Annotated in this window: 23 protein-coding genes; 16 read left to right on the top strand and 7 right to left on the bottom strand. The window is 54.9% G+C overall.

From position 1 onward, the window contains the following. Positions 1-30 precede the first annotated feature (30 nt). Positions 31-2034: a DNA helicase Rep gene (gene rep, locus ACEPPP_RS02965; protein WP_374089572.1), complete on the bottom strand. Its 2004-nt coding sequence runs from the start codon at positions 2032-2034 to the stop codon at positions 31-33. Between the two features lie 311 nt (positions 2035-2345). Between rep and ACEPPP_RS02960 the strand changes: the two genes are divergently transcribed. From ACEPPP_RS02960 to ACEPPP_RS02925, 8 genes are all read left to right on the top strand, one after another. Further along, positions 2346-2915 (top strand): ANTAR domain-containing response regulator, encoded by a 570-nt coding sequence (locus tag ACEPPP_RS02960; protein ID WP_374089571.1) that lies wholly within the window; start codon positions 2346-2348, stop codon positions 2913-2915. Positions 2916-2943: 28 nt separating this feature from the next. Further along, complete coding sequence (locus tag ACEPPP_RS02955; RefSeq protein ID WP_374089570.1) at positions 2944-3867, top strand: GAF domain-containing protein; 924 nt, start codon at positions 2944-2946, stop codon at positions 3865-3867. A gap of 472 nt (positions 3868-4339) precedes the next feature. Further along, the gene (locus ACEPPP_RS02950) at positions 4340-5743 is read left to right on the top strand and encodes a CmpA/NrtA family ABC transporter substrate-binding protein (RefSeq protein ID WP_374089569.1); all 1404 of its coding nucleotides are present in this window, start codon (positions 4340-4342) and stop codon (positions 5741-5743) included. 162 nt (positions 5744-5905) lie between these two features. Then, positions 5906-6919, top strand: a complete 1014-nt coding sequence (locus tag ACEPPP_RS02945) for an ABC transporter permease (protein ID WP_374089568.1) — start codon at positions 5906-5908, stop codon at positions 6917-6919. Positions 6920-7036: 117 nt separating this feature from the next. Then, positions 7037-8731 carry an ABC transporter ATP-binding protein gene (locus ACEPPP_RS02940; RefSeq protein WP_374090871.1) on the top strand — a complete coding sequence of 565 codons (1695 nt, stop codon included), beginning with the start codon at positions 7037-7039 and terminating at the stop codon, positions 8729-8731. Between the two features lie 32 nt (positions 8732-8763). Next, positions 8764-10047, top strand: a complete 1284-nt coding sequence (locus tag ACEPPP_RS02935; RefSeq protein WP_374089567.1) for an alginate export family protein — start codon at positions 8764-8766, stop codon at positions 10045-10047. A 129-nt stretch (positions 10048-10176) separates the two neighbouring features. Further along, complete coding sequence (gene mutM / locus ACEPPP_RS02930; protein ID WP_374089566.1) at positions 10177-10992, top strand: bifunctional DNA-formamidopyrimidine glycosylase/DNA-(apurinic or apyrimidinic site) lyase; 816 nt, start codon at positions 10177-10179, stop codon at positions 10990-10992. Between the two features lie 196 nt (positions 10993-11188). After that, positions 11189-12223 carry a L,D-transpeptidase family protein gene (locus ACEPPP_RS02925; protein ID WP_374089565.1) on the top strand — a complete coding sequence of 345 codons (1035 nt, stop codon included), beginning with the start codon at positions 11189-11191 and terminating at the stop codon, positions 12221-12223. 52 nt (positions 12224-12275) lie between these two features. Here the strand turns inward: ACEPPP_RS02925 and ACEPPP_RS02920 are convergent, their stop codons facing one another. The 4 genes from ACEPPP_RS02920 to ACEPPP_RS02905 all read right to left on the bottom strand — a co-directional run bounded on the left by ACEPPP_RS02920 (position 12276) and on the right by ACEPPP_RS02905 (position 14728). Then, positions 12276-13286, bottom strand: a complete 1011-nt coding sequence (locus ACEPPP_RS02920) for an NAD(P)H-dependent glycerol-3-phosphate dehydrogenase (RefSeq protein ID WP_374089564.1) — start codon at positions 13284-13286, stop codon at positions 12276-12278. Between the two features lie 3 nt (positions 13287-13289). Next, entirely contained in the window at positions 13290-13760 is a 471-nt protein-coding gene (gene secB / locus ACEPPP_RS02915; RefSeq protein ID WP_374089563.1) for a protein-export chaperone SecB, read from the bottom strand. Between the two features lie 160 nt (positions 13761-13920). After that, positions 13921-14370 carry a rhodanese-like domain-containing protein gene (locus ACEPPP_RS02910; protein WP_374089562.1) on the bottom strand — a complete coding sequence of 150 codons (450 nt, stop codon included), beginning with the start codon at positions 14368-14370 and terminating at the stop codon, positions 13921-13923. Between the two features lie 43 nt (positions 14371-14413). Next, a complete protein-coding gene (locus ACEPPP_RS02905) occupies positions 14414-14728 on the bottom strand; it encodes an ArsR/SmtB family transcription factor (RefSeq protein WP_374089561.1) in 315 nt (104 codons plus the stop codon). A 424-nt stretch (positions 14729-15152) separates the two neighbouring features. On the opposite strand from ACEPPP_RS02905, the gene ACEPPP_RS02900 reads away from it, so the two are divergent. Together ACEPPP_RS02900 and ACEPPP_RS02895 are read left to right on the top strand one after the other, a co-directional pair. Next, positions 15153-16322, top strand: a complete 1170-nt coding sequence (locus ACEPPP_RS02900) for a murein hydrolase activator EnvC (protein ID WP_374089560.1) — start codon at positions 15153-15155, stop codon at positions 16320-16322. Positions 16323-16390: 68 nt separating this feature from the next. After that, a complete protein-coding gene (locus tag ACEPPP_RS02895; RefSeq protein WP_374089559.1) occupies positions 16391-17722 on the top strand; it encodes a S41 family peptidase in 1332 nt (443 codons plus the stop codon). Positions 17723-17884: 162 nt separating this feature from the next. On the opposite strand, the gene ACEPPP_RS02890 is transcribed toward ACEPPP_RS02895, so the two are convergent. Both ACEPPP_RS02890 and ACEPPP_RS02885 read right to left on the bottom strand, forming a co-directional pair. Continuing rightward, positions 17885-18337 (bottom strand): DUF934 domain-containing protein, encoded by a 453-nt coding sequence (locus ACEPPP_RS02890; RefSeq protein WP_374089558.1) that lies wholly within the window; start codon positions 18335-18337, stop codon positions 17885-17887. Continuing rightward, positions 18324-19976 (bottom strand): nitrite/sulfite reductase, encoded by a 1653-nt coding sequence (locus tag ACEPPP_RS02885; RefSeq protein ID WP_374089557.1) that lies wholly within the window; start codon positions 19974-19976, stop codon positions 18324-18326. Before ACEPPP_RS02885 ends, ACEPPP_RS02890 begins: the two co-directional genes overlap by 14 nt. A 215-nt stretch (positions 19977-20191) precedes the next feature. On the opposite strand from ACEPPP_RS02885, the gene nhaD reads away from it, so the two are divergent. From nhaD to ACEPPP_RS02855, 6 genes are all read left to right on the top strand, one after another. Further along, a complete protein-coding gene (nhaD, locus tag ACEPPP_RS02880; RefSeq protein WP_374090870.1) occupies positions 20192-21499 on the top strand; it encodes a sodium:proton antiporter NhaD in 1308 nt (435 codons plus the stop codon). A 52-nt stretch (positions 21500-21551) separates the two neighbouring features. After that, positions 21552-22904 carry an MFS transporter gene (locus tag ACEPPP_RS02875; protein ID WP_374089556.1) on the top strand — a complete coding sequence of 451 codons (1353 nt, stop codon included), beginning with the start codon at positions 21552-21554 and terminating at the stop codon, positions 22902-22904. A gap of 93 nt (positions 22905-22997) precedes the next feature. Next, complete coding sequence (rpmE, locus tag ACEPPP_RS02870; protein WP_374089555.1) at positions 22998-23198, top strand: 50S ribosomal protein L31; 201 nt, start codon at positions 22998-23000, stop codon at positions 23196-23198. Between the two features lie 880 nt (positions 23199-24078). Beyond that, positions 24079-25140, top strand: a complete 1062-nt coding sequence (locus ACEPPP_RS02865) for a pilus assembly protein PilM (protein ID WP_374089554.1) — start codon at positions 24079-24081, stop codon at positions 25138-25140. Continuing rightward, positions 25140-25703, top strand: coding sequence for a PilN domain-containing protein (locus tag ACEPPP_RS02860; protein ID WP_374089553.1), 564 nt, complete (start codon positions 25140-25142; stop codon positions 25701-25703). Before ACEPPP_RS02865 ends, ACEPPP_RS02860 begins: the two co-directional genes overlap by 1 nt. Further along, the gene (locus ACEPPP_RS02855; RefSeq protein WP_374089552.1) at positions 25700-26329 is read left to right on the top strand and encodes a type 4a pilus biogenesis protein PilO; all 630 of its coding nucleotides are present in this window, start codon (positions 25700-25702) and stop codon (positions 26327-26329) included. Before ACEPPP_RS02860 ends, ACEPPP_RS02855 begins: the two co-directional genes overlap by 4 nt. Positions 26330-26366 lie beyond the last annotated feature (37 nt).

Below are 26366 nucleotides of genomic sequence, written 5' to 3'. Positions count from 1 at the left end.
GCGACAACAATGTTTCAGGGAGCGAAATGATTATGATGTAATTGCCCTTGCTGCAGCAAAAAATGACTTAGCGTTTTCTTTTTTGACTTCAGGATCCAATTGCTTTTTGCTTGCCCATTCGAGATCGTCCTCGGGCAACTCGCCCAGAAAACGGCTCGGTTCGCATTCCTCGACTTCGCCGTAGCGCTTCCGATGCGTGCAGTAGCTGAAGGTCAAGGTGCGCTGGGCGCGGGTGATGCCGACGTAGGCGAGGCGGCGTTCTTCTTCGAGATTGCCGGTTTCGAGGCTGTTTTGGTGCGGCAGGATGTTTTCTTCCATGCCGATCAGGAACACGTGCGGAAATTCGAGGCCTTTCGCCGCGTGCAGGGTCATCAGACTGACCTGGTCGCCGGCCTGTTCCTCGCGGTTGCGCTCCAGCATGTCCATCAGCAGGATCTTCGAGACGATTTCCGACAGCTTGGCGTTGCCGCTTTCCTCTTTCTCGGCCATGCGCTTGAGCCAGTCGAGCAGTTCATACACGTTTTTCAGCTTGCGTTCGGCGGCGTCGCGGCTGTTGTTGTTTTCCTGTAGCCATTGCCGGTAGCCGATCTGGTCGATCATTTGTTCGAGCACCGCGAAGGGGTCGCCGCGTTCGACCCGGTCGGCGGTGTCGACGATCCAGTCGCGGAATTTTTCGAGGCGGTGAACGGCGTTGTCCTGCAGCTTTTGTTTCAGGCCGAATTCGCCGCTGGCCGCGAACAGGCTGATGTGACGTTCGTTCGCATAGGCGCCGAGTTTTTCGAGCGTGGCTGGGCCGATTTCGCGGCGCGGGGTGTTGATGATGCGCAGGTACGCGGCGTCGTCGTCCGGGTTCACCAACAGGCGCAGATAGGCCAGGATGTCTTTGATTTCGGTATAAGCGAAGAACGAGGTACTGCCGCTGATGAAATAGGGCACATTATTTTCGCGAAGGCAGCGTTCGAACAGGCGGGACTGATGGTTGCCGCGGTACAGAATCGCATAATCGCCGTAGGAGGCGCCGGTCTTGAACTTGTGGTGCACGATTTCGGAGACGACCTGCTGCGCTTCGGTCAGCTCGTCTTTGTGGCTGAGCACGCGCAACGGGTCGCCGTAGCCGAGCTGGCTCCAGAGCCGTTTTTCGAAAACGTGCGGATTGTTCGCGATCAACTGGTTCGCGACTTTCAAGATTCGGCCGGTCGAACGGTAGTTCTGTTCGAGCTTGATCACTTGCAGGCGTGGGTAGTCCTTTTGCAGTTGCGCGAGATTCTCCGGCTGCGCGCCGCGCCAGGCATAAATCGACTGGTCGTCGTCGCCGACCACGGTAAAGCGGCCGAGGTTACCGGCGAGCAGGCGCACCAATTCGTATTGGGTGGAATTGGTATCCTGGTATTCGTCGACCAAGAGGTAACGGATCTTGTTTTGCCATTTTTCCCGGATCGCCTGATGTTGCTGGAACAGCAAGACCGGAATCAGGATCAGGTCGTCGAAATCGGCCGCGTTGTAGGCTTTCAGGCTTTGGACATAGTCCGCGTAGAGCAGGGCGGCGTGATGTTGCTCCTGGGTGGCGCGCGAGAGCGCCTGGTCGGGCGTCACGAAGGCGTTTTTCCACTGGCCGATCTGCCAGGAATAACGGTCGCACTGGTCGATTTGAAAATTTTGCGAGCTGTGCGTGATCAGGTTGCGCAGCAGGGTCAGCTTGTCCTGTTCGTCGAACAGGGTCAGGCCGGATTTATAGCCGAGCGTCTTCGACTCGGCGCGCAGGATGTCGAGTCCCAAGGAATGAAAGGTCGAGACGCGCAGCCCGCGCAATTGCGTATCGTCGAGCAATTTGGACACGCGCGTCTTCATTTCGCGCGCGGCCTTGTTCGTGAAGGTCACCGCGGCGATATGGCGCGCGGGCGTGCCCTGTTTGATCAGGTAGGCGATCTTCTCGGTAATCACGCGGGTCTTGCCGCTGCCGGCGCCGGCCAGCACCAGTAACGGGTGGTCGATGGCCTTGACGGCGGCTTGTTGTTGCGGGTTCAGTTTGGTCATGAATCAGTGGGTTTGTGACTTTTCCGGCAGCTCGCCAACGCCTGGAGCGTCTGGGCGGGTCGGGCCGACATTGTAGTGCTTCGGGCGGAGGGAAAAAAGCCCGTGGCCTAAAAAATCCGAAATTGCCTTCGAATCAATCGGATGCCCGGACGATTCGACGGGCCGGAGTTTGAAACACGCTCCGTGGTTCTTCCTATTCTACGCCGATTTCTTTATTATCTGCCTAATGCGATGAAGCGCTTTCAGCGCGCCGAAACATTTCAACAAGTTCTCCCTTTATAGAGTATTGCCAGTTGCAAGCCATCAGAGCCATGCTGAATCTATTGATAGTCGAAAGCGGAATCGATAATACCACGCTGGAAAATGCACTGGCTGACGATAACGTCGAAACGGTCAAAATTCAATACGGTCCGTCATTCATCGCGCAGGTGAAGGATATGCGGCCTGATGCGATTATTTTCAATCTCGAGACGCCTTCTGACGAGCTCTTGGCGGACCTCTGCATGCTAAACCGGCAATGTCCGTTACCGGTGATCATGTTTGCTACCGACGGCAGCAGTGCAACGATTCATAAGGCGATGCAAGCCGAGGTCAGCGCGTTCGAGGTGAATGGTCTGGATGCCGATCGCCTCCACGGCATCATTCACGTAGCCCTGGCCCGCTTCAAGCATCAACAGGCGCTCAAAAATGCGCTGCAGGAAGCCAGAACCCAGCTCGAAGACAGAAAACAGATAGACCGCGCGAAAGCCATTTTGATCAATACGCAAAACTTTACCGAAAACGACGCCTACCATACCCTGAGAAAACTGGCGATGGACCGGAATATTACGCTGGGTCAGATGGCCAGAAACGTCATTGCGATGGCGGAATTGCTGAAATAGAACGCCGACCCCAAGGAAACGAGCCGCGATGAAAACGTTTATCAAAGTGATTGAAATCTGGATTCCCGATAAAGAACGCACCCAACTGGAATTCGGTTCGGGCCTGTATGGCGGCTTGACCGATTTTAAGCACGCCAGCGAAAAGCAGCATTTTGCCTATGATGAAGGTCTGCCGGGAAAAGCCTGGGCGGCGCGGCACCCTATCGTGCTGAACCGATTCGAAAAGTCCTACTTTAAACGCACTGCCGCGGCGCAAAAGGCGGGGCTGACCTGCGGCATTGCGATACCGATCTTTTCGGGCGATTTTTTAATGGCGGTCGTGGTGTTTCTCTGCGGGGACGACCGGGAGCAGGCCGGAGCGATCGAGGTCTGGAGCAATGAAGGGGCCGCCGATCATGCGCTGCATTTGTTGGACGGTTATTACGGCTCTCTGACGCAATTTGAAACACACTCCAGACAGATCGGTCTGCCGAAAGGGCAGGGCATCCCCGGAAGGTCTTGGGAGACGGCGATGCCGGTCCTGGTCGAGGACCTGGGTAAGGCTGACGAGTATGTTCGCTCCGGCGACGCGCTGAAAGCAGGGATTTCGACGGTTCTCGGGATTCCGTTTGTGAATGGTGACGAGCAGGCTTACGTGATCACTTTTCTTTCCGCGAAAGCGACGCCGATCGCGAAGCGTATTCAGATCTGGATGCCCGACACTGACGGTAGGCAACTGCTCTGCCGGCAAAGCCATAGCAAAAACAGCAATAACCTCGCGGAAATCTTCGAAACCTTGACGGTCAACAAGGGCGACGGCGCTTTGGGCCGGGTCTGGCTGACCGGCATGCCCTTGATTACCGGAAATCAGGACGAGTCATATAATGAGGAATTGGATGATCTGAGCCGCATGCTGGCGATTCCGGTGATCGAACAAGGGCGATTGAAGGCGATCGTCACGTTTTTGTTTTAGGCGCTTCTTAGAGAAGCTGCCTCAAGCCTCGCAATATCCCTCTCAGCGCCAGTCATCGCGTCTAGAGTCGAGACCCAGGTGCTAAATTCTGCTGATAATCTCCCCGCAAAGCCGGTTTCTTGTGGCTTGAAAACAACCCTGTATTAGTTTGGTGCAAAATCGCATCATTAGCGCACGCTGATAGGGCGGTGAATTTGTTCCTGTTTGCCCGATTTCTCCGGTAAGTCAGGAAAACTAGGCGGCTAATTTATCAAATATATGATTTTCAAGTGAAAATATCATAGATAAGTCTTCAATCGGTGTTGGCATAAATTATGCTGAAACTAAAATGAAGACTCTAACGGTGGGGTCAAAATTTTTTGCTCAAAGGTGAGCGATCTGACAAAGGCGTCAGTTACAGCGGATGCGGCAATACCGGCGTCCAGCGGGAAAGACGTTTTTTGGCCTTAAAATTTACCCCAAGACGAATTTTATGAAACACGGAAAATTTACCTTAACAAAATTAGCCGCCACTTTATCCAAGGCTGCGGCTGCTACGACAATCATTTTCAGTGCCTCGGCCTTCGCGGTGACCGAGAATTTGGAAACCGAAACCGTCAAGCTCGGCTTCATCAAACTGACCGATATGGCGCCGCTCGCGGTCGCGTTCGAAAAAGGCTTTTTCGAGGACGAAGGCTTGTCCGTGCAAGTGGAAGCGCAAGCGAACTGGAAAGTCGTGCTGGATCGCGTACTGAGCGGCGAACTCGACGGTGCGCATATGCTGGTGTCGCTGCCTTTCGGCGCGGCGATCGGCTACGGCACCAAGGGCGACATTATTAGCGCCTTGACGCTGTCTTCGAACGGCGTTGCGATCTCCGTATCGAACGACGTCTGGAAAGAAATGAAGCCGCAGGTGCCGGTCAAGGACGGCAAACCGGTGCATCCGATCAAGGCGGACACGCTGAAGCCCGTACTGGAAAAATATAAAGCAGCCGGCAAACCCTTTAACATGGCTATGACCTTTCCGGTTGGCCCTCACAACTTTAAACTGCGTTACTGGCTGGCGGCCGGCGGCATCAATCCCGGCTACTATTCACCCCCTCAGGATACGTCCGGGCAGATCAATGCCGAAGCGCTGCTGTCAGTAACGCCGCCGCCGCAAATGCCGGCCACTCTGGATGCCGGTACGATCGTCGGCTTCTGTGTCGGCGAGCCCTGGAACCAACAAGTCGTATTCAAGGGTATCGGGGTGCCGGTAATCGGTGATGTTGAATTAATGAAGAACAGCACCGATAAAATTTTCGGCGTGAATAAAGCCTGGGCCGAGAAACACCCGAATACACACAAGGCGCTGATCAAGGCCTTGATTCGCGCAACGATGTGGCTGGATGCGGAAAACAACAAAAACCGCAACGAGGCTGTCGAGATGTTGTCGCAAAGCCAATATGTCGGGGCCGATTACAACGTGATCGCAAACAGCATGAACGGCACTTTCGAATATGAAAAGGGCGACAAGCGTTCACTGCCCGACTTCAACGTGTTCTTCCGTTATAACAGCACCTACCCTTATTACAGCGATGCGGTCTGGAACCTGACCCAGATGCGCCGTTGGGGCCAAATCAACGAAGAAAAGCCGGATTCCTGGTACTTGGAAACCGCGAAAAAAGTTTACCGTCCCGACATCTACATGGCGGCGGCGAAAGAGTTGATCGCCGAAGGCAAGGCCAAGGCCAGCGACTTTCCGAGTGACAGCGAGACCGGCATCAAGCCGCCGAGCGCTGACTTTATCGACGGCATCACCTTCGATGCGACCAAGCCGAATGATTATCTGACCAAATTCCCGATTGGTCTGAAAGGCAAGCAAAAGGTGGCCGGCGGCAAAGTCGTCGAGAAATGATCTGACTGCTTGATTTGAAAGATTTACCCATGTTGTTCTAGATGTGCCTCTGATGTGTACAACGGATGTCGACTGCGTGCAAGGACGCACATTTTTTTCGGCACGACTCCCTCAAGACTCCTTTTTAAGGCACCCCGGTACCCGGGCGTGATGCAGCGGATTATGAATAATAAACTGATCAAATTTTTGAATATCACCGGATTGACCTGGTTTATCCCGATCGTCAAAATCGCGGCCGGCGAGAATCCGGTACAGCAGTTACGGCAGTTATGGTTGATGATAGGCGTGCCGTTCATCGCTTTTCTGTTCTTCCTCGGGTTGTGGAGTTTTTCGGCGGCCCGCGTGAATACCAGTCTCGGCGCGATTCCGGGGCCGGTCTCGGTCTGGCATGAGGCCGGCGGGTTGGTGGACGAGCATTATGCGCAGCGCGAAAAAGAGCGCCAATATTACGCACGTCAGCAGGAGCGGATCCAACAGGCCAAGGCGGAGCATCCCGACCAGCTGCCGCCGAAGGTGCGCCCGTTCAACGGCAAGGGCACCTACCTGGATCAGATCGGCACCAGTCTTATGACCGTGTTCACCGGCTTCTTCCTGGCGACCCTGGTCGCGGTGCCGCTCGGCCTCTTATGCGGGATGAGCCCTACGATCAATACCGCGATCAATCCGTTGATCCAGATCTTCAAGCCGGTCTCACCCCTGGCCTGGCTACCTATCGTGACTTTGGTCGTTAGTGCTTTGTATGTGACCGATAACGATTCCTGGTTCGAAAAATCGTTCCTGACCTCCGCGATCACGGTCACCCTGTGCTCGCTCTGGCCGACGCTGATCAATACCGCGGTCGGCGTGTCGTCGATCGACAAGGATCTGGTCAATGTCGGCAAGGTGCTGCGCTTGAACTGGAGCACGCAGATCAACAAGATCATCCTGCCGTCCGCGATTCCGTTCATCTTTACCGGCATGCGGCTGTCGCTCGGGGTCGGCTGGATGGTGCTGATTGCGGCCGAGATGCTCGCGCAGAATCCGGGCCTAGGCAAATTCGTCTGGGACGAGTTTCAAAACGGCAGTTCGAACTCGCTGGGCCGGATCATGGTCGCGGTGTTCACGATCGGGATTATCGGCTTCATCCTCGATAGGGTCATGCAGTCGCTGCAAAATGTCTTCTCGTTCGGACGCTAAGGGGAGGGCGGCATGAATTCAGCAAACGCAAAACCGAGCCCTAGCGGTATCGCCTCTTACCCGAAGGATAACGTGGTGGAACTTCCGATGAAAACCCAGGCGTCGTCACCCAAAGACATGAAAGAACCGGCGGCCAAGACGCTGCTCGCGTTGAAAGACGTCTGCAAATCCTACGGCGAGGGCGTGCAGAAGACTACCATATTGAAGGACATCAATCTTTCGATCCGGGAAGGCGAGTTTATCGCAATCGTCGGCTTTTCGGGCAGCGGCAAAACCACGTTGGTGTCGATCATCGCCGGATTGTGCGGAATCGACAGCGGCGAGGTGTTGAAGCAGGGCCGGCCCATCGCGGCGCCGGGCCCTGACCGGGGCGTGGTGTTTCAGAATTATTCGTTGATGCCGTGGCTGACGGTCTATCAGAACGTCGCGTTGGCGGTCGATCAGATCTTCAAGGACTGGACGCCCGCACAGCGCAAGGCGCACACCGAGAAATATGTGCGCATGGTAAACCTCGGCGCCGCGATGGACAAGAAACCGGCCGAGCTGTCGGGCGGCATGCGGCAAAGGGTCAATGTCGCGCGGGCCCTGGCCGCGAATCCTGACATCTTGTTGCTCGACGAGCCGCTCAGCGCGCTCGATGCGCTGACGCGCGGCAATCTTCAGGACGAAATCCTGCAAATCTGGGATCAGGACAAGAAAACGATGATCCTGATCACGAACGATGTCGATGAGGCGATCTACATGGCCGACCGGGTCATTCCGCTGAATCCGGGGCCGGAGGCGACCTTCGGGCCGGGTTTCAAGGTCGACCTCGAACGTCCTAGAGATCGGACCGCGTTGAACCATAACGAGGAATTCAAGCGTCTGCGCGCGGACATCACCCACTATCTGATGCAGGTCGGCATCGAAAAGAACCAGCAGGGCGGTCAAGACCGCCTGGTGCTGCCGAACGTCAGGCCGAACACCAGCAACGATTGGCAATCGGATACGTCCGCGCTGAAACCGGCGCAGGAGGATCTCGGGCGGCCGCGTTATCTGGAATTCTCGCAGGTGTCGAAAATCTACCCGACCCCGGATGGCAACGGCACGGTCAAGGTGGTCGACGGCTTCGACATGAAGCTGAAAAAGGGCGAGTTCATCTCGATCATCGGGCACTCCGGTTGCGGCAAATCGACCGTGTTGTCGATGACCGCCGGCCTGAACGAGATTTCGGACGGCGGCATCATCCTGGACAACCGGGAGATTTATGCCGCGGGTCCCGACCGCGGGGTCGTGTTTCAGGCGCCGAGCCTGTTTCCCTGGCTGACCGCGTTCGAAAACGTGACCCTCGGCGTCGACAAGGTGTATCCGCATGCGACGCAAGCGGAGCGCGACGACATCGTCGAATACTATCTGACCCGAGTCGGACTCGGCGATGCGCTGCATAAAAAGGCCGCCGACATGTCGAACGGCATGCGCCAGCGGGTCGGCATCGCCAGGGCGTTTGCGTTGTCGCCCAAACTGCTGCTGCTCGACGAGCCTTTCGGCATGCTGGATTCCTTGACGCGCTGGGAACTGCAAGAAGTGCTGATGGAAGTTTGGGAACGGACGCACGTGACCGCGATCGTCGTGACCCACGATGTCGACGAGGCGATTTTATTGGCCGACCGGGTGGTCATGATGACCAACGGCCCGCACGCCAAAATCGGCAAGATTCAGGACATCGATCTGCCGAGGCCGCGCAGCCGCAAGGCCTTGCTGGCCCATCCGGATTATTACCGCTACCGGGAAAGCCTGCTGACCTTCCTTTCAGAATGCGATCACACGCATTAATGCACGCCAATTACAGAAAATCAGGGGGAATCATGTCACATCCAACAGGAAAAATTACCTTTTTGTCGCTGTCGTTACTGAGCGGATCTGCTGGCGCGGACGTGACTCAGGAAATCGAGGATGCGCTGAATTTTTATCATTACGGCAATAGGGGAGCGATCAAGGCGGATATCAATTACCGCTGGGAAAACGTCGATCAGGACAAGGGCGGCACGCCGAATCCGAAAACGGCCAACGCGAATACGGCGAGATTTCGCTTGGGGGCTCTGTCGCCGAAGCTTTATGACATCCAGGGATATGCCGAGTTCGAAGGGCTTTGGGCGATGCAGGAGGACTACAACAGCACCCGGAACAAAAATACGCCCTATTCAATCATCGCCGACCCCGAGAAAACCGAGCTGAACCAGTTATGGATCGCTTACACCGGCATTCCCGATACGATTGTGAAGGGCGGCCGGCAGCGGATCAAGTTCGACGACGACCGCTATATCGGCAACGTCGGCTGGCGGCAACTGGAAACAACCTACGATTCGATTCTGGTGACGCATAACAACCAGCAGCTTTTCGGGCTCACGATCAATGCCGGTTATATTGGCAATGTACAAACCTTTACCTCGACGACCGAGAATATCGAGGCGCCGATCCTGAATATCAATTACAAGGTCGGCGATTACGGCAATCTGGTTGCCTACGGCTATTGGCTGGACTACCAGGATGTGAACCCGGGGCCTGCGGCGGGGCGAAATTTATTCCTGGAAAAATCCAATCAGACCTATGGCATTCGCTTCAACGGCGCGTCGCCGAAGATCATGGACACGTTCAATCTGCTGTATACCGCCGAATGGGCCGACCAGAAGGATTACGGGCACGGACCGACCAAGTATGAAGCCGACCGCTTCAACTTCATGGGCGGCGTCAAGGCCTTCAATGTCAGCGTGATGGGGGCCTGGGAGCAGTTGAACGGCTATGGCGCGAACAAAACCTTCGATACGCCGCTTGGCACGAACCATGCTTTCCAGGGCTGGGCGGATATCTTTCTGGTCACGCCGAACAACGGGATTCGCGATCTTTTCGGCACCATCATGGTCGAGTTTCCGCGCTATCAAACCACGGTGACCGGCGTTTATCATGACTTCAGCGACGATACCGGAAAAATGGCCTACGGCAAGGAGTGGGATTTCATGGTAGTGAAGAAATTTGGCAAGCATTATTCGTTGTTGGCGAAATACGCCAATTACAACGCCGATAGCGGACTTTCTACTCCGATCAATACCGATACACAGAAAATCTGGTTTCAAGCGAACGTCAGTTTTTAAGGGCAACGCATCGGCATTCGGTCATTTCACTGTTGAGATGGCCGGATCGCCGCTGCGGCCGGGCTCGACTTCTGTGTTACACTGTGCGGGACCTGATACGATCAAACCCCGAGATTTTCCCCTCGCCCGATGCCCGAATTACCCGAAGTCGAAACCACCCGCCGCGGCATCGCGCCCGCAATCCAGGGCCGCCCTATCCAGCAAGTCATCGTGCGTCAGCCGCGCCTGCGCTGGCCGGTGCCCGAATCCCTCTCCGAACTGCTCAAAGGGCAAAGCATCCGGTCGGTCGACCGGCGCGCCAAATATCTGTTGCTGAACACGGAGCAGGGCACTTTAATCGTGCATCTGGGCATGTCGGGCAGTCTGAGAATCCTGCCGGCAGGCCAGGCGCATGGCAAGCATGACCATGTCGATCTGATTTTTACCGATCGGACGCTGCTGCGCTTCAACGATCCTCGCCGTTTCGGCGCGGTCTTGTGGACCGCCGAACCGGTTTTCGGACATCCTTTGCTGAAAGATTTGGGGCCGGAGCCCTTGAGCCCCGATTTTGACGGAGCACTGCTGCATGCGCGGGCGCAAAACCGCAAGACGCCGATCAAATCCTTCATCATGGACAGCCATGTCGTGGTCGGCGTCGGCAACATCTATGCGAACGAAGCCCTGTTCAGGGCCGGCATCCTGCCGACCCGGCACGCCGGTCAAATTTCGCGGGCACGCTATCAACGGCTGGCCGAGTGTATACGCCTCGTGCTAGAGGAGGCGATCCGACAGGGCGGCACGACCCTGCGCGACTTTGTGAACGAGGCCGGAAGGCCCGGTTATTTCCAGCAGCAGCTGAAGGTTTATGGCCGCGGAGGGCTGCCATGTCCTGTGTGCGGCGAGACTTTGACCGAAGTCCGCTTGTCCGGACGTTCGACCGTATTCTGTAAACAGTGTCAACGGTAGATGCAACTGACCGGAGCGAATGGCCCGACAGTTCGAATCGGTGTGATACAATACCACGGATTTATGATCGGTTTCACAGGTTTTGCCCGCTAAAACCCGCTATTCTGGGTTATTCTGACTGAACTATCTGTTTTGACTAAAATCTCATTTGTAGTCATAAAATCGATAAATTTTTTATTTTTCGCGAATTAATGTAATGAGAATTCGAGCTCTTAATGCTTTATTGACTTGGGGTTTGCTGACGTCTGCTTCGGCGTTTGCAACAACGTACGATCTGTCGGCTAATGGCGATACGGTCGTGCAAGAATACGTTCAGCCTGAAGCGGCTGTCCATGCGGAACAGGATGAGACCTTGCTGGACGTCGCATTGCGTTACCGCATGGGGCAGATGGAAATCGTCCGCCTGAATCAAAAAGTCGATCGCTGGCATGTCAAAAAAGGGGAACTCGTTCGCCTGGCCAACCGGCGCATTCTGCCGGATACGCCGCACGAAGGCATCACGCTGAATCTGTCGGAATACCGGATGTATTATTATCCGCCAGGAGGACGGCAGGTGATGTCGTTTGCGCACGGCATCGGCCGGCAGGACTGGAAGACGCCGCTCGGTAAAACCAAGATCATCAAAAAGGTGAAGGACCCGAGCTGGCATCCGCCCGAGTCGATCCGCCGTGAACACGCCGCGATGGGCGATCCGCTGCCCGAAGTCGTGCCGCCCGGTCCGCACAATCCGCTCGGCGCCTATGCGTTGTATCTGAATTTGCCGGGCGACTACCGGATTCACGGCACCGACATCGACAAGATTTATGGCATCGGCATGCAGATTACGCACGGTTGTGTGCGGATGTATCCTGAAGATATTGAGGCCTTATACAGGCATGCCGAGGTCGGCACGCCGGTCTATATCGTCAAACAGCCGATCAAGGTCGGTTGGCTCGATAATACCTTGTACATCGAGGCGCATCCGGATCTCGAAGGCGAGGAAATGAGTCAGGATCAGCGCTATGCGTTCGCGCTCGATTTGATCAGGAAGGCCACGCAGGAGGAGATGCCCGACTTCGACCAAAAAGCCCTGAATCAGGCCTTGCATGTGCTGGACGGCGAACCGACGCCGATTTATGAAAGGTTGCCGTCGTTGGAGCAGGAACAGCCGGCAGCGATGCCGAGAGAAGCCGGTGGCGCTGGCTCTGGCTCTGGCTCTGGCTCTCCGGGCGGCTATTATCACGGCTCCTGAATACGGTAGAAAAAACGCCGGCTTTTGGGAGCCGGCGTGATGCGTGGTCTCTCTATTGCCCAGTCGATTCGCTTTTCAATTCGCGCGATAACAGGTTCTGCACCGCGGCGATCGGGGATAAGTCTTCATATAACACCTTAAAAGCCTGCTCGGTAATCGGCATGTCGATGCCGTGCTTTTGGGCGAGCAGGTAAGTCTCCTTGGCGGCAAGCACGCCTTCGACTTCCTGGCCTATCTCGCGCATCGCGGGTTCCAAAGCTTGCCCGCGTCCGAGCGCGATTCCGAGACGCCGGTTTCTGGACTGGTTGTCGGTGCAGGTCAGGATCAGATCGCCGAGGCCTGCCAGGCCCATGAAGGTTTCCTGATGACCGCCGAGACGCAATCCAAGCCGGATGATCTCGGTCAGTCCGCGCGTAATCAGTGCCGCCCGGGTGTTGGCGCCGAAGCCGAGCCCGTCAGCGATGCCCGCCGCGATCGCCATCACGTTTTTGACCGCGCCGCCGACTTCCACGCCGATGATGTCGGTACTGGTATAAGTCCGGAAGCGGTTGCTGTGAAAGAGATGAGTCAACTCATTTGAGAAATTATCCTGGGGGGAGGCGATCGTAATCGCGGTCGGCAATTCGGCCGCGACTTCATGCGCGAAAGTCGGACCCGACAACACGGCGACAGGAGTTTCTGCCGAGAACAGCGATGTCACCAGTTCGTGCAGCAAAGAACCGTTATCCGGGTTGAAGCCCTTGGTTGCCCAGGCGATCTTGATGTTGTCCGCCGCAAACGGCTTTAATTGCTCCAGCGTCGCCTTAAACGCGTGGCTCGGCACCGCGATCAATAACAGATCGGAGAAGCGACTGGCTTCCCGTAGGTCGGCCGTGACCGACAAATTGGCCGGAAACGCGGCGCCGGGCAGGTAGCGTTTGTTTTCCCGATCGCCGGCGAGCACATCCATGTGCTGTGGATGATGTCCCCAGAGCAGAACGTCGCAGCCGGTTCTTGCCGCCTGGATCGCCAGCGCGGTTCCCCAGGAGCCGGCGCCCAGAATGCCGATTTTTCTTGCCGTCATCGCTTAGTTCAGGCTTTCCTTGGCGGGAGCCGGGTTTTGCACCTGTTGTAAGTGTTGTGCGTACAAGGCGTCAAAATTGACCGGGGCCAATAAGAGCTGTGGAAAGCCGCCTTTGGCGACCAGGTCGGACACCACTTCGCGGGCATAAGGAAACAGCACGTTCGGGCAGAAGCTGCCGACCATCGGCCCCAATTCCTGCTCGGTAAAACCGGCGATCGTAAAGATGCCGGCCTGGTTCACTTCGACCAGATAGGCGGTGGCGCTTGCGATTTTGACCGTGATCGTCGTGGTCAGCACGATCTCGTACAGGTTGGCATCGATCGTCTCGACGCGAGTGCTCAGGTTGAAATCGACAACCGGTTCCCACTTCTCCATGAAGATTTTCGGCGAGTTCGGGGTCTCAAAAGACAGGTCTTTGGTGTAAATTTTTTGAATTGCGAATTGTTTTTCGACGTTTTGTTGTTCTTCTGCCATGATAGCTTTTAATGAATGGTGGATGGGTATTGATGATTATGCGCCGCCTAGATGGCGGCAGCGTTAAAAGATCCCGTTCAAAAATGCGGCTGACGGCTTGCCCGTAACTCGCATTTTTGTCGGGAGTCGGAGCGGCGCTTTTAAGGCCGGAGCAATTTGCCTAGGCTTGCGCTTTTTGCTTGCGGCGGGTGGCTATCGGCAGCTTGTAGTCTTCGGTCCAGGCGTCCATACCGCCGGTGATCACGAAAATTTGCTCGTAGCCTGCCTTGGCCAGGGTTTTGGCGGCGCTCAGGGAGCGGGCGCCGTTTTGGCAGACGACCAGAATCGGCGCTTTTTTGTCGCGGGTGAGTTTGGGCAATTGCTCGCTCAGTTTGCCGAGTGGCGCACTGATTGCGTTTTCAATGTGGCCTTCCACGTATTCCGTCGGTTCGCGTACATCGATAATGTCGATGTCGCTTTCGTTCATCTTCGCGACCGCGAGCATCGGCGTGATCGGTTTGAATTTTTTGAAAGCGGTATCGAAAAATTCCTGAATCAACAGATAGGTGACGACCGCCAGGGCGAGCGAATAAACGTAGTGATTAAAGATAAATTCAAAAAGACGTTGCATGGATGGGTGATGAGTTGAAACAAATGAAAGGTAAACGGGTGAATCAGTGTCGCGTGCAGAAGACTTCACGCATCATGTTGATCAGTTGCAGCGTCCGGTTGTCGTCGATGTAGTAGTAGACCCGGTTGGCTTCTTTTTTGGAGCCCAGAATGTTTTTTTCACGTAGGATTGCCAGATGCTGCGAGATGTTGCTTTGCGAGGTGCCGACCTGGTCGACGATGTCCTGCACGCTGACCGAATTGGTGCCCAAGACGCACAATATCTTTAGCCGCAAAGGATGCGACATTGCCTTGATACATCGTGCGGCCCGATTGATATCGTTGTCGTCGTATGCCGTGTGTTTGTTATGCGTATCCATAAATCCGACCTTCAGAAGGTTCTTGTTGCTATTAGAAAAAAAGGCGGCTGCAATGAATTATTTTTACACAAGAATTGCCAACGTGTATTAATATAATGGACACTTTGTAGCCTTTGTTTTGCGTAAACCTTACGCATGAAAGCCTAGTAAGCGGCACTATGATACATTAGTTTCACCTTTAGAGGGTAATGGATTTGAAACAATCCTGCCTCTGTGCAGCCTACCGGGTCGATAGCGGCGCGAATCTCGATTTTTGTGTTTGTGACTGGAGAAATTTTAAAGATGTTGACTCGGCCAAAGCCCTTAGTTTTGTTAATTCTTGACGGCTTCGGGGACTCGCTCGAAAAGGAATACCGCGCCATGGACATTCCGCCGCCAGTGGAAATGACGGGTAGATCCTTGCTGGCCGCCCACTAAACGAGAGATGCGGGCAAGGATTGTAACCTGCATCGTTTTGGGGGTGCTGGCGAAGGAATGCGCTGCCGAAGAGGTCACGCTCAAGGGCGACTTGGGCGTGGTTCAATCCGGCATCGCCGTGGTCAAGAAAAAAATTCAGGCGATGCTGCTGCAAAAGGAAGCGGTGGCGGATCAGCTCGCCGATATCGAGAACCGCTATGGAGAAAGCGCGGCGGCATTGAAAAGGTTGCAGGATGACATCGCGCAAAATCGCCGCCAGATGAAGCTGATCCACCAGGACATTATGTTGCAAAAGGATGAGATCGCCTTGCATCACAAGGCGCTGGCGGCGCAGCTGCGCGCCGATTTCGTGATGGGCCGGAGCGGAAAATTGAAGCTGATTCTGAATCATCAGGATCTGGCGAAGGCGGGCCGGATGGTGGTCTATCATGATTATTTGCGCAGGCAGCGGCTGAAGAAGCTGGCGGTCATGCAAAAGTCGGTCGCCGGGCTCGCCGAACTGGAAAGCCGGCAGCGGGAAGAGGCGATGCTGATGCAGCGCGATGTCGATAAGAACCGCCTCGAGCAAAGCGCGCTCGAACTGCTGCGTGATGAAAGAAACAAACTGCTCGCCGAAATCGAGCAGGACTATTCGTCCGGCGAGCAGCAACTCAATCGACTGAAAGAAAGCGAGAATGAACTGAAGTCCCTGATTGACGCGCAGGCGAAATGGGAGAATCAACCGGTTGATGATCAGGAGGCGGAAACTCTGGGGGCGGATGAGCGGTCTCAACCGCAGACGCAGGCCGCGGTCAAGGTCGATTTTGAGCGCCTCAAGGGACAATTGCCCTGGCCGGTTTCTGGAAAGTCGGCTTCCCAAGGGAGGCAGAGCCTATGGGACGGCATCCTGATCGAGGCGCCGGAAGGTGCGGACGTGCGCGCGGTGACCCGCGGCAGGGTCGTTTATTCGCAATGGCTGTCCGGTTACGGGTTATTGATGATCCTCGATCACGGAAACGGCTTCATGACCCTTTACGGATTCAATCAGAGCCTCTATAAGAAGGTCGATGACTGGGTCGAGGCGGGCGACGTGATCGCCGGCGCGGGGCAAAGCGGCGGGCGGTCGCAGTCGGGTTTATATTTTGGCATTCGCAAGAATGGAAAACCGGTTGACCCTTTGGCATGGTATCCGGGATAAGCCATGAAAAAAGTTAGCCAGACAATGGAAACATATTTAGGAATCGAGCATTTGGGGTAGCAATGCGCATGCAGAAAAAAAAGACATTTTTTATCTTGTCCTTAGGGATCATGTTGGGGATATTCATCAGCATCGGTGGCAGTGTGCTGGCCGAACTGAACAAGCCCAACACCGAGAATGAAACGGAGGCTTTGCCTTTTGAAGAGCTTCGGACATTCACCGAAATTTTCGGGCGGATCAAACGCGATTATGTGGAGCCGGTGTCGGACAAAAAGCTGTTGGAGGACGCGGTGCGCGGCATGCTGAGCGGACTCGATCCGCATTCGGCCTATCTGGTGCCCGAGGAATACCAGGAATTGAAAGAAGGCACGACCGGCCAGTTTGGCGGTCTCGGCATCGAAGTCACGATGGAAAACGGCTTCATCAAGGTCGTATCGCCGATCGACGATACGCCGGCGCAACGGGCCGGGCTGAAAACCGGCGACCTGATCATCCGGCTCGACGACAAGCCGGTCAAGGGCATGAGTCTGGTCGAGGCGGTCAAGACGATGCGCGGCGAACCGGGCAGCAAGATCGAACTGACCGTGGTTAGGGAAGGCGAGGAAGCGCCGCTCAAATTCACCCTGACCCGCGACATCATCAAGGTCAAGAGCGTGAAAAACAAGCTGCTGGAAAAAGGCTACGGTTATGTCCGGATCAGCAGTTTCCAATCCGGCACCGGCGAAAGTCTGCTCGAAAGTCTGGCGCAATTGAAAAAAGACAATGCGGGCGCTCTGAAAGGCCTGGTGCTCGATCTTCGGAACAACCCCGGCGGTGTCTTGAATGCGGCGGTCGAAGTCAGCGACGCCTTCCTGAAAAGCGGCCTGATCGTTTATACGAAAGGACGGATCGAAAACTCCGAAATGCGTTTCACGGCGGCGGGCGATGACTTATTGAATGGCGCGCCGATGGTCGTGCTGATCAATGCGGGTTCTGCATCCGCCTCCGAGATTGTCGCCGGCGCGCTGCAGGATCAAAAACGCGCGGTGATCATGGGCGAGAAATCCTTCGGCAAGGGCTCGGTGCAGACGATATTGCCGACCAGTAACGGTGCGGCGGTCAAGCTGACGACCGCGCGTTACTATACGCCTTCCGGCAGATCGATCCAGGCGGAGGGCATCGAGCCCGACATTGCGCTGGCTCCGGTCAAGCTCGAATCGGTCGAAAAGTCGGACTTTACGCCGGTCAAGGAAGCCGACTTGTCGCACCATCTGGAAAACGGCAAGAAGAAGGTGGAACCGCTGAAAACCGGCGAGGAAAAGCAGACCGACAAGGAGAAGGAGCAAAAACTGGAAGTCAGCGATTATCCGGTATTTGAAGCGTTGTCCCTGTTGAAAGGCCTGGCGATCATGAAACACTGATCGGATTGCATGTCTCGCGGCAAAGCCGAGGTTTTGCCGCGAGCTTTCAGCAGGGCGGCGGTGTCTGTCCTGGTGGATGATCAGATTTTTTTCGTTAGACATAAAAAAGCCTTGCCCGGTAGTCATGCCGGGCAAGGCTTTTTTGTTGCAGAGGATGCGGATTTAAACGATCGAGGGTTGATATTTGACCGAAAAATCGTCCAAATTCGCGAGGATCGTCGCCAGTTGCTCGGCTTTGGCGGGCTTAAACGCATTGACGCCGACCCTCGACAGATAAAAAATCTGATCCATCAGATAATGGCCGGTCGCCCGAATCTCGCCTTGATAATGATAGCGGCCACGAAGCAGCCAGGCGTGCGAAAACAGGCGTCCATCCGCGAATTCGGCGAAGTCGAGTTCGATCAGGTCGATGTGCTTCAGGTCTTCGGCAAGATCGGCCGCCGCATCGCTCGCCTGGAGGCGCACACCGACTTTGCCGGGGTGCGCAAGCAACGATTCGCGGTCGCGCTTCCAGCGCGCGAGCGAGACGCTGATGTCGCCGCCAGTCAATTCGGCGTCATCGGCCAGCGTTGTAAAGGTGTCCTCGGTAATGGCTTTGTCTTTAATGATCTGCATAGACTCGTTCTTTGAAAGGGGTAATGCCAACACGTTTTACCATGTCCAAAAATGATTCTTCTTCCTGCCGTTGTTTGACATAAACATCCAGAATCGTCGTGATCGCCTGCGTGACTTCGTCGCGGGCTACCGCAGGGCCCAGGCGTTCGCCGATCGCCGCTTCGTTCTCGGAAGAGCCGCCCAGGGTGATCTGATACCATTCGGCGCCTTTCTTGTCGACACCGAGGATGCCGATATGGCCGACGCTTTGGTGCGCGCAGCCGTTCATGCAGCCGGACATATTGATCTTCACGTCGCCGATGTCGTGCACATAGTCGAGATCGTCGAGTGCCTCGTTGATTTCTTTCGCGACGCCGATCGATCCGGCATTCGCCAGCGAGCAGAAATCCAGGCCGGGGCAGCAGATGATGTCGGTGACCGTGCCGATGTTCGGCGTCGCCAGCTTTAAGTCCGTCAGCGCCTGCCACAGGCTAAACAGGTCGGCCTGCTTGGCGTCGGCCAAGATCAGGTTTTGCCGGTGCGTGCTGCGAATCTCGCCGAAACTGTAGCGATCGGCCAGGTCGGCGACCGCATCCAATTGCGTATCGGTCATGTCGCCGGGCGGCGAATCGGGCGCTTTCAGGGAAATGAACGCGGCGCGGTAGCCCGGCACGCGGTGCGCGGCGGTATTGTATTTGTACCAGGTGGCGAATGCGGGATTGGCCGATAACTGCGCGGTTAGGCTTTGGTCCTGGGCAGCATCGGTATCGTAAGCCGGCGGCGTGAAATGCGACTTAATCTCGGCGATTCGTTCATCGCTGAGCTCCCTGCCGTCCTTGATCTGCCGCCATTCCGCCTCGACCATTTCGCTAAACTTTTCGAGACCGGTTTCCTTGACCAGGATCTTGATGCGCGCCTTGTATTTGTTGTCGCGGCGCCCGAACAGATTGTAAATCCGCAGTATCGCTTCGAGATAGGATAAGAGGTGCTGTCTTTCCAGGAACGGACGAATCACCTGGCCGATGACCGGGGTGCGGCCGAGGCCGCCGCCGACCAGGATTCTAAAGCCGGTTTCACCCTGGTCATTCTTGACCAAGTGCACACCGATGTCGTGCAATTGCGTCGCCGCGCGGTCCTGCTTTGCGCCGCTGACCGCGATCTTGAACTTGCGCGGCAGATAGTCGAATTCGGGATGCAGGGTCGTCCATTGGCGGATGATTTCGCAGTACGGGCGCGGGTCTTCGAGTTCGTCGACCGCGACGCCGGCCAGATGGTCCGATGTGGTATTGCGCATGCAGTTGCCGCTGGTCTGGATCGAATGCATTTGCACGCTGGCCAGTTCGTCCAGGATGTCCGGCACGCGTTCGAGTTCCGGCCAGTTGAACTGGACGTTTTGCCGGGTCGTGAAATGGCAGTAGCCTTTGTCGTATTCGCGGGCGATGTGCGCCAGTTTGCGCAGTTGTTTCGAGTTTAAGAGGCCGTAGGGCACCGCAATCCGGAGCATCGGCGCATGGGTCTGGATATAGAGTCCGTTGCGCAGGCGCAAGGCGCGGAATTGGTCCTCGGTCAGCTCGCCTTTCAGAAAATCTTCGGTTTGCCGCCGGTATTGCGCGGCCCTTTCTTCGACAAGGGTCTGATCTTGTTCGTTGTACTGGTACATAAGGTGATTAGTGGTTGCTGGTTTAGCGCAGAATTTTGACCACTAATCATATACGTTGCGTCATAAAATGACAAAGGTTATTCCGAAGTGATAGTATATCGGGTTGAAGACGGCTTTAATCATTTAATTTTTCGATAATAAAAATCATCAATGGGAGGGGTTTTGTGAGGTTTCTTTTTGTTTTGTTGATGACGCTGCTGGTGCCAGAGTTCGCGATGGCCGGCGGTATTGAAAGCCTTGGGCTGACCGGGACCGAGCGCGGCATTTATTGCGTGCTGATCTTTTTGATTGCCTATGGCTTTGTGATGGCCGAAGAGTTTACGCATTTGCGTAAATCCAAGCCGGTCATTTTGGCGGCCGCGATCATCTGGTCGCATGCGGCCATCTTGGCGTCGCAAGCCGGTGTGTCGGTCGATGCGATGCACGAAGCGTTTGAATACAACTTGAAAGAATATGCCGAGTTGATGCTGTTCCTCTTGGTCGCGATGACCTACATCAATTCGATGGCCGAGCGTAACGTGTTCGAGGCGCTGCGTTCCTGGCTGGTCAGACGGCAGTTCGGTTACCGTAAACTGTTTTTGATCACCGGTGTCATTACGTTCTTCCTGTCCGCGGTTGCCGATAACCTGACCGCCGCCTTGTTGGTCGGCGCTGTGGTGATGGCGGTCGGCGCGGATAACCCGAAATTCGTCAGCATCGGTTTCGTGAACCTGGTGGTCGCCGCGAATGCGGGCGGTGCATTCTGTCCGTTCGGCGATATTACCACCTTGATGGTTTGGCAGGCGGGCTATGCGGAGTTTTTCGACTTCTTCAAGCTGTTCATTCCTTCGGCGATCAACTACGGCGTTCCAGCCGCGGTGATGTATTTTGCGGTGCCGGACGAGCAGCCGCAAGCATCCGAAGAAGAGGCCGTGCAATTGAAGCCGGGTGCAATCCAGATTTGCGTAATGTTCCTGTTGACCATTGCGACCGCAGTCAGCTTCAAGCAGGTTCTGCATTTGCCGCCGTTCATGGGCATGATGGCCGGTTTGTCGGTACTGATGCTGTATGGCTACCGGATCAAAAAGAAATTTACCGTCGAAGGCGAAGAAAGTTTCGACATTTTCAACAAGGTGCGTCATGCCGAATGGGATACGCTGCTGTTCTTCTTCGGTGTCGTGTTTGCGGTCGGCGGTTTGGGTTACATTGGTTATCTGGAACTCTTGTCAGGGGCGATGTATGACGGTCTGGGTCAAACGACCGCGAACATCCTGGTCGGTTTGATTTCGGCCATCGTCGACAACATTCCGGTGATGTTCGCGGTATTGAACATGAACCTGGACATGAGTCTGTATCAATGGCTGCTGGTCACCTTGACGGCCGGCGTCGGCGGTTCATTGCTGTCGGTAGGCTCTGCGGCAGGTGTCGCGTTGATGGGGCAGTCGAACCATAAATACACCTTCTTCAGTCATTTGAAATGGACGCCCGCGATTGCGGCCGGTTATGTCGGCAGTATCGTCGTACATTATCTGATCAATGGCTAACATCTCCTTGCGCCGCACCTCGAGTGCGGCGCGTCTTTCCTGGTAAAGTCTCGTGACGACCGAAAAAAGTTGGCGCACCGCTTTTGCAATCTATCTGCAGCCGCGTGTAGTCAGCATGATTTTTCTCGGTTTCTCCGCTGGCTTGCCTTTTCTTTTGGTATTTTCGACCCTGTCGGCCTGGCTCCGGGATGAGGGAGTCGAACTCACCGTGATCGGCTTCTTCAGCTGGGTCGGCGTGATCTATTCGATCAAGGTCTTTTGGGCGCCGGTGATCGACCGGCTGCCAATACCGATTTTGACTCGGCTTCTGGGCAAGCGGCGGAGCTGGATGCTGCTTGCTCAGCTCGGGATTGCGCTGGGGCTGTCCGCCATGGCCGGTCTGGATTCGCACTCGCAATTGCAGCTCTGCGCCGTTTTGGCGGTTGGCGTTGCGTTTTGTTCGGCCACCCAGGATGTCGTGATCGATGCGTTTCGTATCGAAACGGCCGATGCGCGTTATCAGGGCGCGATGGCGGCGGCGTATGTGCTGGGTTACCGGATCGCCTTGCTGGTGGCCGGCGCGGGCGCGTTTTATATCGCCGAATATTCAAGCTGGAAAACGGCCTATTCGGTGATGGCGGCGGCCATGTCGGTCGGCATGTTGACGACGTTGTGTTTGCGTGAGCCCGAACATCGGCCGGCCGAAACGGCGCGCCATGTCGAAAGCCGGCTGCAATCCGCCCTGGGTGTGTCCGGGCGGGATTCGCTTTGGCAACGAATGTTGGCCGGCTTCACCGATGCGGTATTGAGTCCTTTCGTCGAGTTTTTTAGCCGCAACGGCAGAACCGGCCTGATTATTCTGTTGTTGATCGCGCTCTACAAGATGAGCGACATCACGATGGGGGTGATGGCCAATCCGTTCTATCTCGATCTGGGGTTCAGCAAGAAAGACATTGCCGAAATCAGCAAGATTTTCGGTTTTTTCATGACGATTGCCGGCGCGGCCTTGGGGGGTGCCTTGGTGGTCAGGTATGGCCTGATGCGGCCGTTATTGTTGGGTTCGGTGATGGTCGTTGCGACCAATTTGCTGTTCGCGGTGCTGGCATTGAGCGCGCCCAGCAAGATTTTGCTGGCGGGGGTGATCAGCGCGGACAACTTGAGCGGCGGGCTCGCCACCTCGGTTTTCATCGCCTATCTTTCCAGTTTGACCAGCAAGGCTTATACCGCTACCCAATATGCCTTGTTCAGTTCCCTGATGACCTTGCCGGCGCAGTTTTTGGGCGGTTTTGCGGGGCTCGTCGTCGATCATTACGGTTATTATGTGTTTTTTATCTACGCTTCCGTGGTCGGACTGCCGGCGATTTCGCTGGTCCTGTTGCTGATCAGCCGCGAGCGGCGCATGGTAGCGGCTACGCAGAGCCCATAAAGCATTAAAATCAGGTTGATAAATGGCTATAGAAGCCTTATCATAGTCTGCTTTTTAACCGGTATATGGCCCTCGCGGGTAATGTGAAGCGTTATGAAACCAGAAACTCATCCAAATTATAAACAAATTACAGTGACTTGCGGCTGCGGCAACACGTTCGTTACGGGTTCCGTTCTTTCCAAAGACCTGTTGATCGAAGTGTGCTCTTCATGCCATCCTTTTTACACCGGCAAGCAACGCGTCGTTGACACCGCAGGCCGTGTAGATAAGTTCCGTAAAAAGTACGGCAAATAAGCAGGGTGGCGGCTTTGGCAATTTTTGCAATAAAAATTGCACCGCGGGTTTTTGACTTTTAAACCCTTGCTTTTAGGCGTATCGTTGATTTTGACGTCACTACGCCGCCTCAGCATAGATTTTCTCGTACGGTTTTTAGCCGTTCAAATCTGACAGGGAGAGACCGCCGTGCTCATTGCGGGTAAGGTTTCTTCCTCGATCATTTTTTCTACTTCCACGCTTTTCATCCGACATTAGGCTCCCCGTTCGGGGCGAGCTTCTCCCTGCTTTGTCTCCCATTAGCGCCGTTCTTTCGGTGTGTCCGAAGTCATGGGGATGCATCATCACGATCATTTTTCCGGGCTGAAGAGCCTGTGGAAATCCCTTTCTTCATCAGGTAGCCAACGGGCTATTGACGCCTCCTTATCGCCTGATTTCAACGTTCGAATCCCGTTTGCGGCATCGCCCTACGAAATCTCGGGTCGACAAGACGAAAAAGACTCACCGGAAATGAATTCGAACGCTAGGCATTGTATTTAAGTTCAAATCAAACCTGAACGCATACAATGAGCCCGTGAATCCATGATCGCCATTTTCCTTATCTTCGTTTCGATTAGGCGTGAATACGGCGGTTAGCGTTATCGACAGTGTGATACATCCCCCAGAAAATACAGTCGATCTCCACAACAATAGCGTGTCTTGCGGCAGGATAAGACACGTAGTTGCCCTCAACCCAGAAAATCAGGCGTTTTCCCGGTCAATTTAAAAATCGCAACTATACTTTCCCAGGAAATAGGGCCATGAGGGATCCCCAAAAGTTCCCTTAGGGTTGTTGAATTCAATGTATACGGGCATTTCGCTATATGAGTGAAGTTAATGATCTAATTTTTAAGGACATGTCATGAACTGGTTTAATCAGAAACAGAGTGCGGTTCTTGGCATCGATATCAGTACGGCGGCGATAAAGTTGCTGGAACTGAGCAAATCGGGCTCGCGTTACCGGGTTGAGAGCTATGCGGTGACCCCTTTGCCGAAAGACGCGATCGTCGATAAAAATATCGCCAATGCGGATGTTATCTCCGCTGCGATTAAGGCGGCGATCAAACAGTCCGGAACCAAGCTGAAACAAGCGGCGGTGGCGGTTTCCGGTGCCTCTGTGATGACTAAAATCATCACGATGCCGGCTTCATTGTCCGATGCGGAAATGGAGGAGCAGATCATGATGGAAGCCGATCAGTATGTGCCGTATTCGCTGGATGACGTTAATTTCGATTTCGAAGTGCAAAGAGTCAATGAAAGCAATCCCGAATTGGTCGACGTGCTGCTGGCGGCATCGAGAAAAGAAAATGTCGATGATCGCGTCGGCGCCTTAAATCAGGCTGGCCTGAAGGCAAAGATTGTCGATGTGGAAGCTTTCGCAATTGAAAATGCGTTTGCCTTGCTTGCCGATCAGTTTGAGGAGTCGGTGAAAGGGAAAACGGTCGCGATCGCGGACATCGGGGCTTCGGTCGTGGCGCTCAATGTCTTGCAGGATGGACGCACGGTATATACCCGTGAACAGGCTTTCGGCGGCAAGCAACTCACCGAGGAAATTCAACGCCGCTACGGCCTTTCCTATGAAGAAGCGGGATTGGCGAAAAAACAGGGGGGATTGCCGGACAGCTATGCGGTTGACGTGCTGGAGCCCTTTAAAAAGGCGATGGTGCAGCAAATTGCCCGGTCGTTGCAGTTTTTCGTATCGTCCAGCGCCAACCGCGGCATAGACAGCATCATTCTTGCGGGGGGATGTGCCTCGATTACCGGCGTGGACAAATTGGTTGAACAAAGTCTCGGTGTGCCGGCTTATATCGCCAATCCGTTCGTGAACATGTCGCTGTCGAACCGGGTAAGGCCCCAGGGATTGAGTAACGACGCGCCTGCGATGATGATCGCATGCGGCCTGGCTTTGAGGAGTTTCGACTAATGGCAAGAATTAATTTACTCCCCTGGCGCGAAGAACTGCGCAAACAAAAACAACAAGAATTCGTTATTGCGATAGGGGCATCGGTGTTAGCCACCATCGGCGCCTTGGTCGCTGTGCATCTCTATATCGACGGACTGAAAGATTATCAAACCCAGCGTAATCAGCTTTTGGAAGCAGAGATCCGGCAATTGGACGTGCAAATCGCTAAAATTCGCGACATCGAGGACACCAAGACGAAGCTGCTGGCCAAGATCGATGTGATTCAAAAACTGCAGGAAAGCCGGCCCGAAATTGTGCACCTTTTCGATGAAGTTCCCAAAACCACGCCGGATGGCGTCTATCTGACCCAATTGACGCAAACGGGCGCCGCCTTAACGTTTATCGGCAAAACCGAATCCAATGCGCGCGTGTCGGCGTTCATGCGCTCCATTGATGCCTCGAATTGGCTAAAGTCTCCCAAGGTGGTCGTGATCCAGTCTCAGGAGAAAAAGGGTGTGGATAAGCTCAGTGATTTTACTCTCAATGCCAGTCAGGGTAGCAAGAATGCGGAGAAACCATTATGAATCTTTCCGAAATTAACTGGGAATTCGAAGCATCGGGAACCTGGCCGCAGCCCATAAAAGTTGCCGTGATTCTGGTCTTGTGTGTGTTGGTGGCGGGGGGCGGTTATTATTACGATACGATGGACCAGTTGGACGAGCTTCAGCGCTTGGAAAATAAGGAAGCCGAATTGAAAACCTCCTTTGCAAACAAGCAACGGAAAGCGGTCAATCTTCCGGAATATGTGAAGCAGCTGGAGCAGATTCAGGGATCGCTGGGCGAAATGCTCAAGCAGATGCCTACCGAGGAAGAAGTCGCCAGTCTCCTGGTCGATATTTCACAAACGGGGTTGGCGAGCGGTCTGGAGTTCCGTTTATTCAAGCCGGCGTCCCCAGTTGCGAAAGATTTTTATTCGGAATTGCCGATCGACATTCAAGTGATTGGCCGCTACGAGGAGCTAGGCTTATTTGTGAGCGGTTTGGCCTCGCTGCCCAGAATCGTGACGGTACACAATGTGGCGATTTCGCCTCTGGATAATACCAAGGGGGGGGTGATGCTGATGAATGCGGTCGTTAAAACCTACAAGGAAGAAGCGGGCAAGCCCGCATCGGGCGCCGCTGACAAGAAGAAAAGAAAAGAGGCCAAGTGATGAAATCTTCAAGACGATCATTGTTGCTGAGTAAAAC

Source organism: Methylomicrobium lacus (genome assembly GCF_041897535.1).
GTDB classification, from domain to species: Bacteria; Pseudomonadota; Gammaproteobacteria; order Methylococcales; family Methylomonadaceae; genus Methylomicrobium; species Methylomicrobium lacus_A.
The sequence above is the reverse complement of the archived record's forward strand: the minus strand, read 5'-3'. Positions and strand labels throughout refer to the sequence as shown.

Excerpts from the sequence above, each read along its gene's own strand:
- ACEPPP_RS02895 (WP_374089559.1), top strand. The coding sequence starts at position 16,391 with ATGCAGAAAAAAAAGACATTTTTTATCTTGTCCTTAGGGATCATGTTG.
- ACEPPP_RS02905 (WP_374089561.1), bottom strand. The coding sequence starts at position 14,728 with ATGGATACGCATAACAAACACACGGCATACGACGACAACGATATCAAT.
- rep (WP_374089572.1), bottom strand. The coding sequence starts at position 2,034 with ATGACCAAACTGAACCCGCAACAACAAGCCGCCGTCAAGGCCATCGAC.
- ACEPPP_RS02855 (WP_374089552.1), top strand. The coding sequence starts at position 25,700 with ATGAATCTTTCCGAAATTAACTGGGAATTCGAAGCATCGGGAACCTGG.
- rpmE (WP_374089555.1), top strand. The coding sequence starts at position 22,998 with ATGAAACCAGAAACTCATCCAAATTATAAACAAATTACAGTGACTTGC.
- nhaD (WP_374090870.1), top strand. The coding sequence starts at position 20,192 with ATGGCCGGCGGTATTGAAAGCCTTGGGCTGACCGGGACCGAGCGCGGC.
- secB (WP_374089563.1), bottom strand. The coding sequence starts at position 13,760 with ATGGCAGAAGAACAACAAAACGTCGAAAAACAATTCGCAATTCAAAAA.
- ACEPPP_RS02860 (WP_374089553.1), top strand. The coding sequence starts at position 25,140 with ATGGCAAGAATTAATTTACTCCCCTGGCGCGAAGAACTGCGCAAACAA.
- ACEPPP_RS02925 (WP_374089565.1), top strand. The coding sequence starts at position 11,189 with ATGAGAATTCGAGCTCTTAATGCTTTATTGACTTGGGGTTTGCTGACG.
- ACEPPP_RS02885 (WP_374089557.1), bottom strand. The coding sequence starts at position 19,976 with ATGTACCAGTACAACGAACAAGATCAGACCCTTGTCGAAGAAAGGGCC.
- ACEPPP_RS02955 (WP_374089570.1), top strand. The coding sequence starts at position 2,944 with ATGAAAACGTTTATCAAAGTGATTGAAATCTGGATTCCCGATAAAGAA.
- ACEPPP_RS02890 (WP_374089558.1), bottom strand. The coding sequence starts at position 18,337 with ATGCAGATCATTAAAGACAAAGCCATTACCGAGGACACCTTTACAACG.
- ACEPPP_RS02900 (WP_374089560.1), top strand. The coding sequence starts at position 15,153 with ATGCGGGCAAGGATTGTAACCTGCATCGTTTTGGGGGTGCTGGCGAAG.
- ACEPPP_RS02945 (WP_374089568.1), top strand. The coding sequence starts at position 5,906 with ATGAATAATAAACTGATCAAATTTTTGAATATCACCGGATTGACCTGG.
- mutM (WP_374089566.1), top strand. The coding sequence starts at position 10,177 with ATGCCCGAATTACCCGAAGTCGAAACCACCCGCCGCGGCATCGCGCCC.
- ACEPPP_RS02950 (WP_374089569.1), top strand. The coding sequence starts at position 4,340 with ATGAAACACGGAAAATTTACCTTAACAAAATTAGCCGCCACTTTATCC.
- ACEPPP_RS02865 (WP_374089554.1), top strand. The coding sequence starts at position 24,079 with ATGAACTGGTTTAATCAGAAACAGAGTGCGGTTCTTGGCATCGATATC.
- ACEPPP_RS02940 (WP_374090871.1), top strand. The coding sequence starts at position 7,037 with ATGAAAGAACCGGCGGCCAAGACGCTGCTCGCGTTGAAAGACGTCTGC.
- ACEPPP_RS02920 (WP_374089564.1), bottom strand. The coding sequence starts at position 13,286 with ATGACGGCAAGAAAAATCGGCATTCTGGGCGCCGGCTCCTGGGGAACC.
- ACEPPP_RS02960 (WP_374089571.1), top strand. The coding sequence starts at position 2,346 with ATGCTGAATCTATTGATAGTCGAAAGCGGAATCGATAATACCACGCTG.
- ACEPPP_RS02935 (WP_374089567.1), top strand. The coding sequence starts at position 8,764 with ATGTCACATCCAACAGGAAAAATTACCTTTTTGTCGCTGTCGTTACTG.
- ACEPPP_RS02910 (WP_374089562.1), bottom strand. The coding sequence starts at position 14,370 with ATGCAACGTCTTTTTGAATTTATCTTTAATCACTACGTTTATTCGCTC.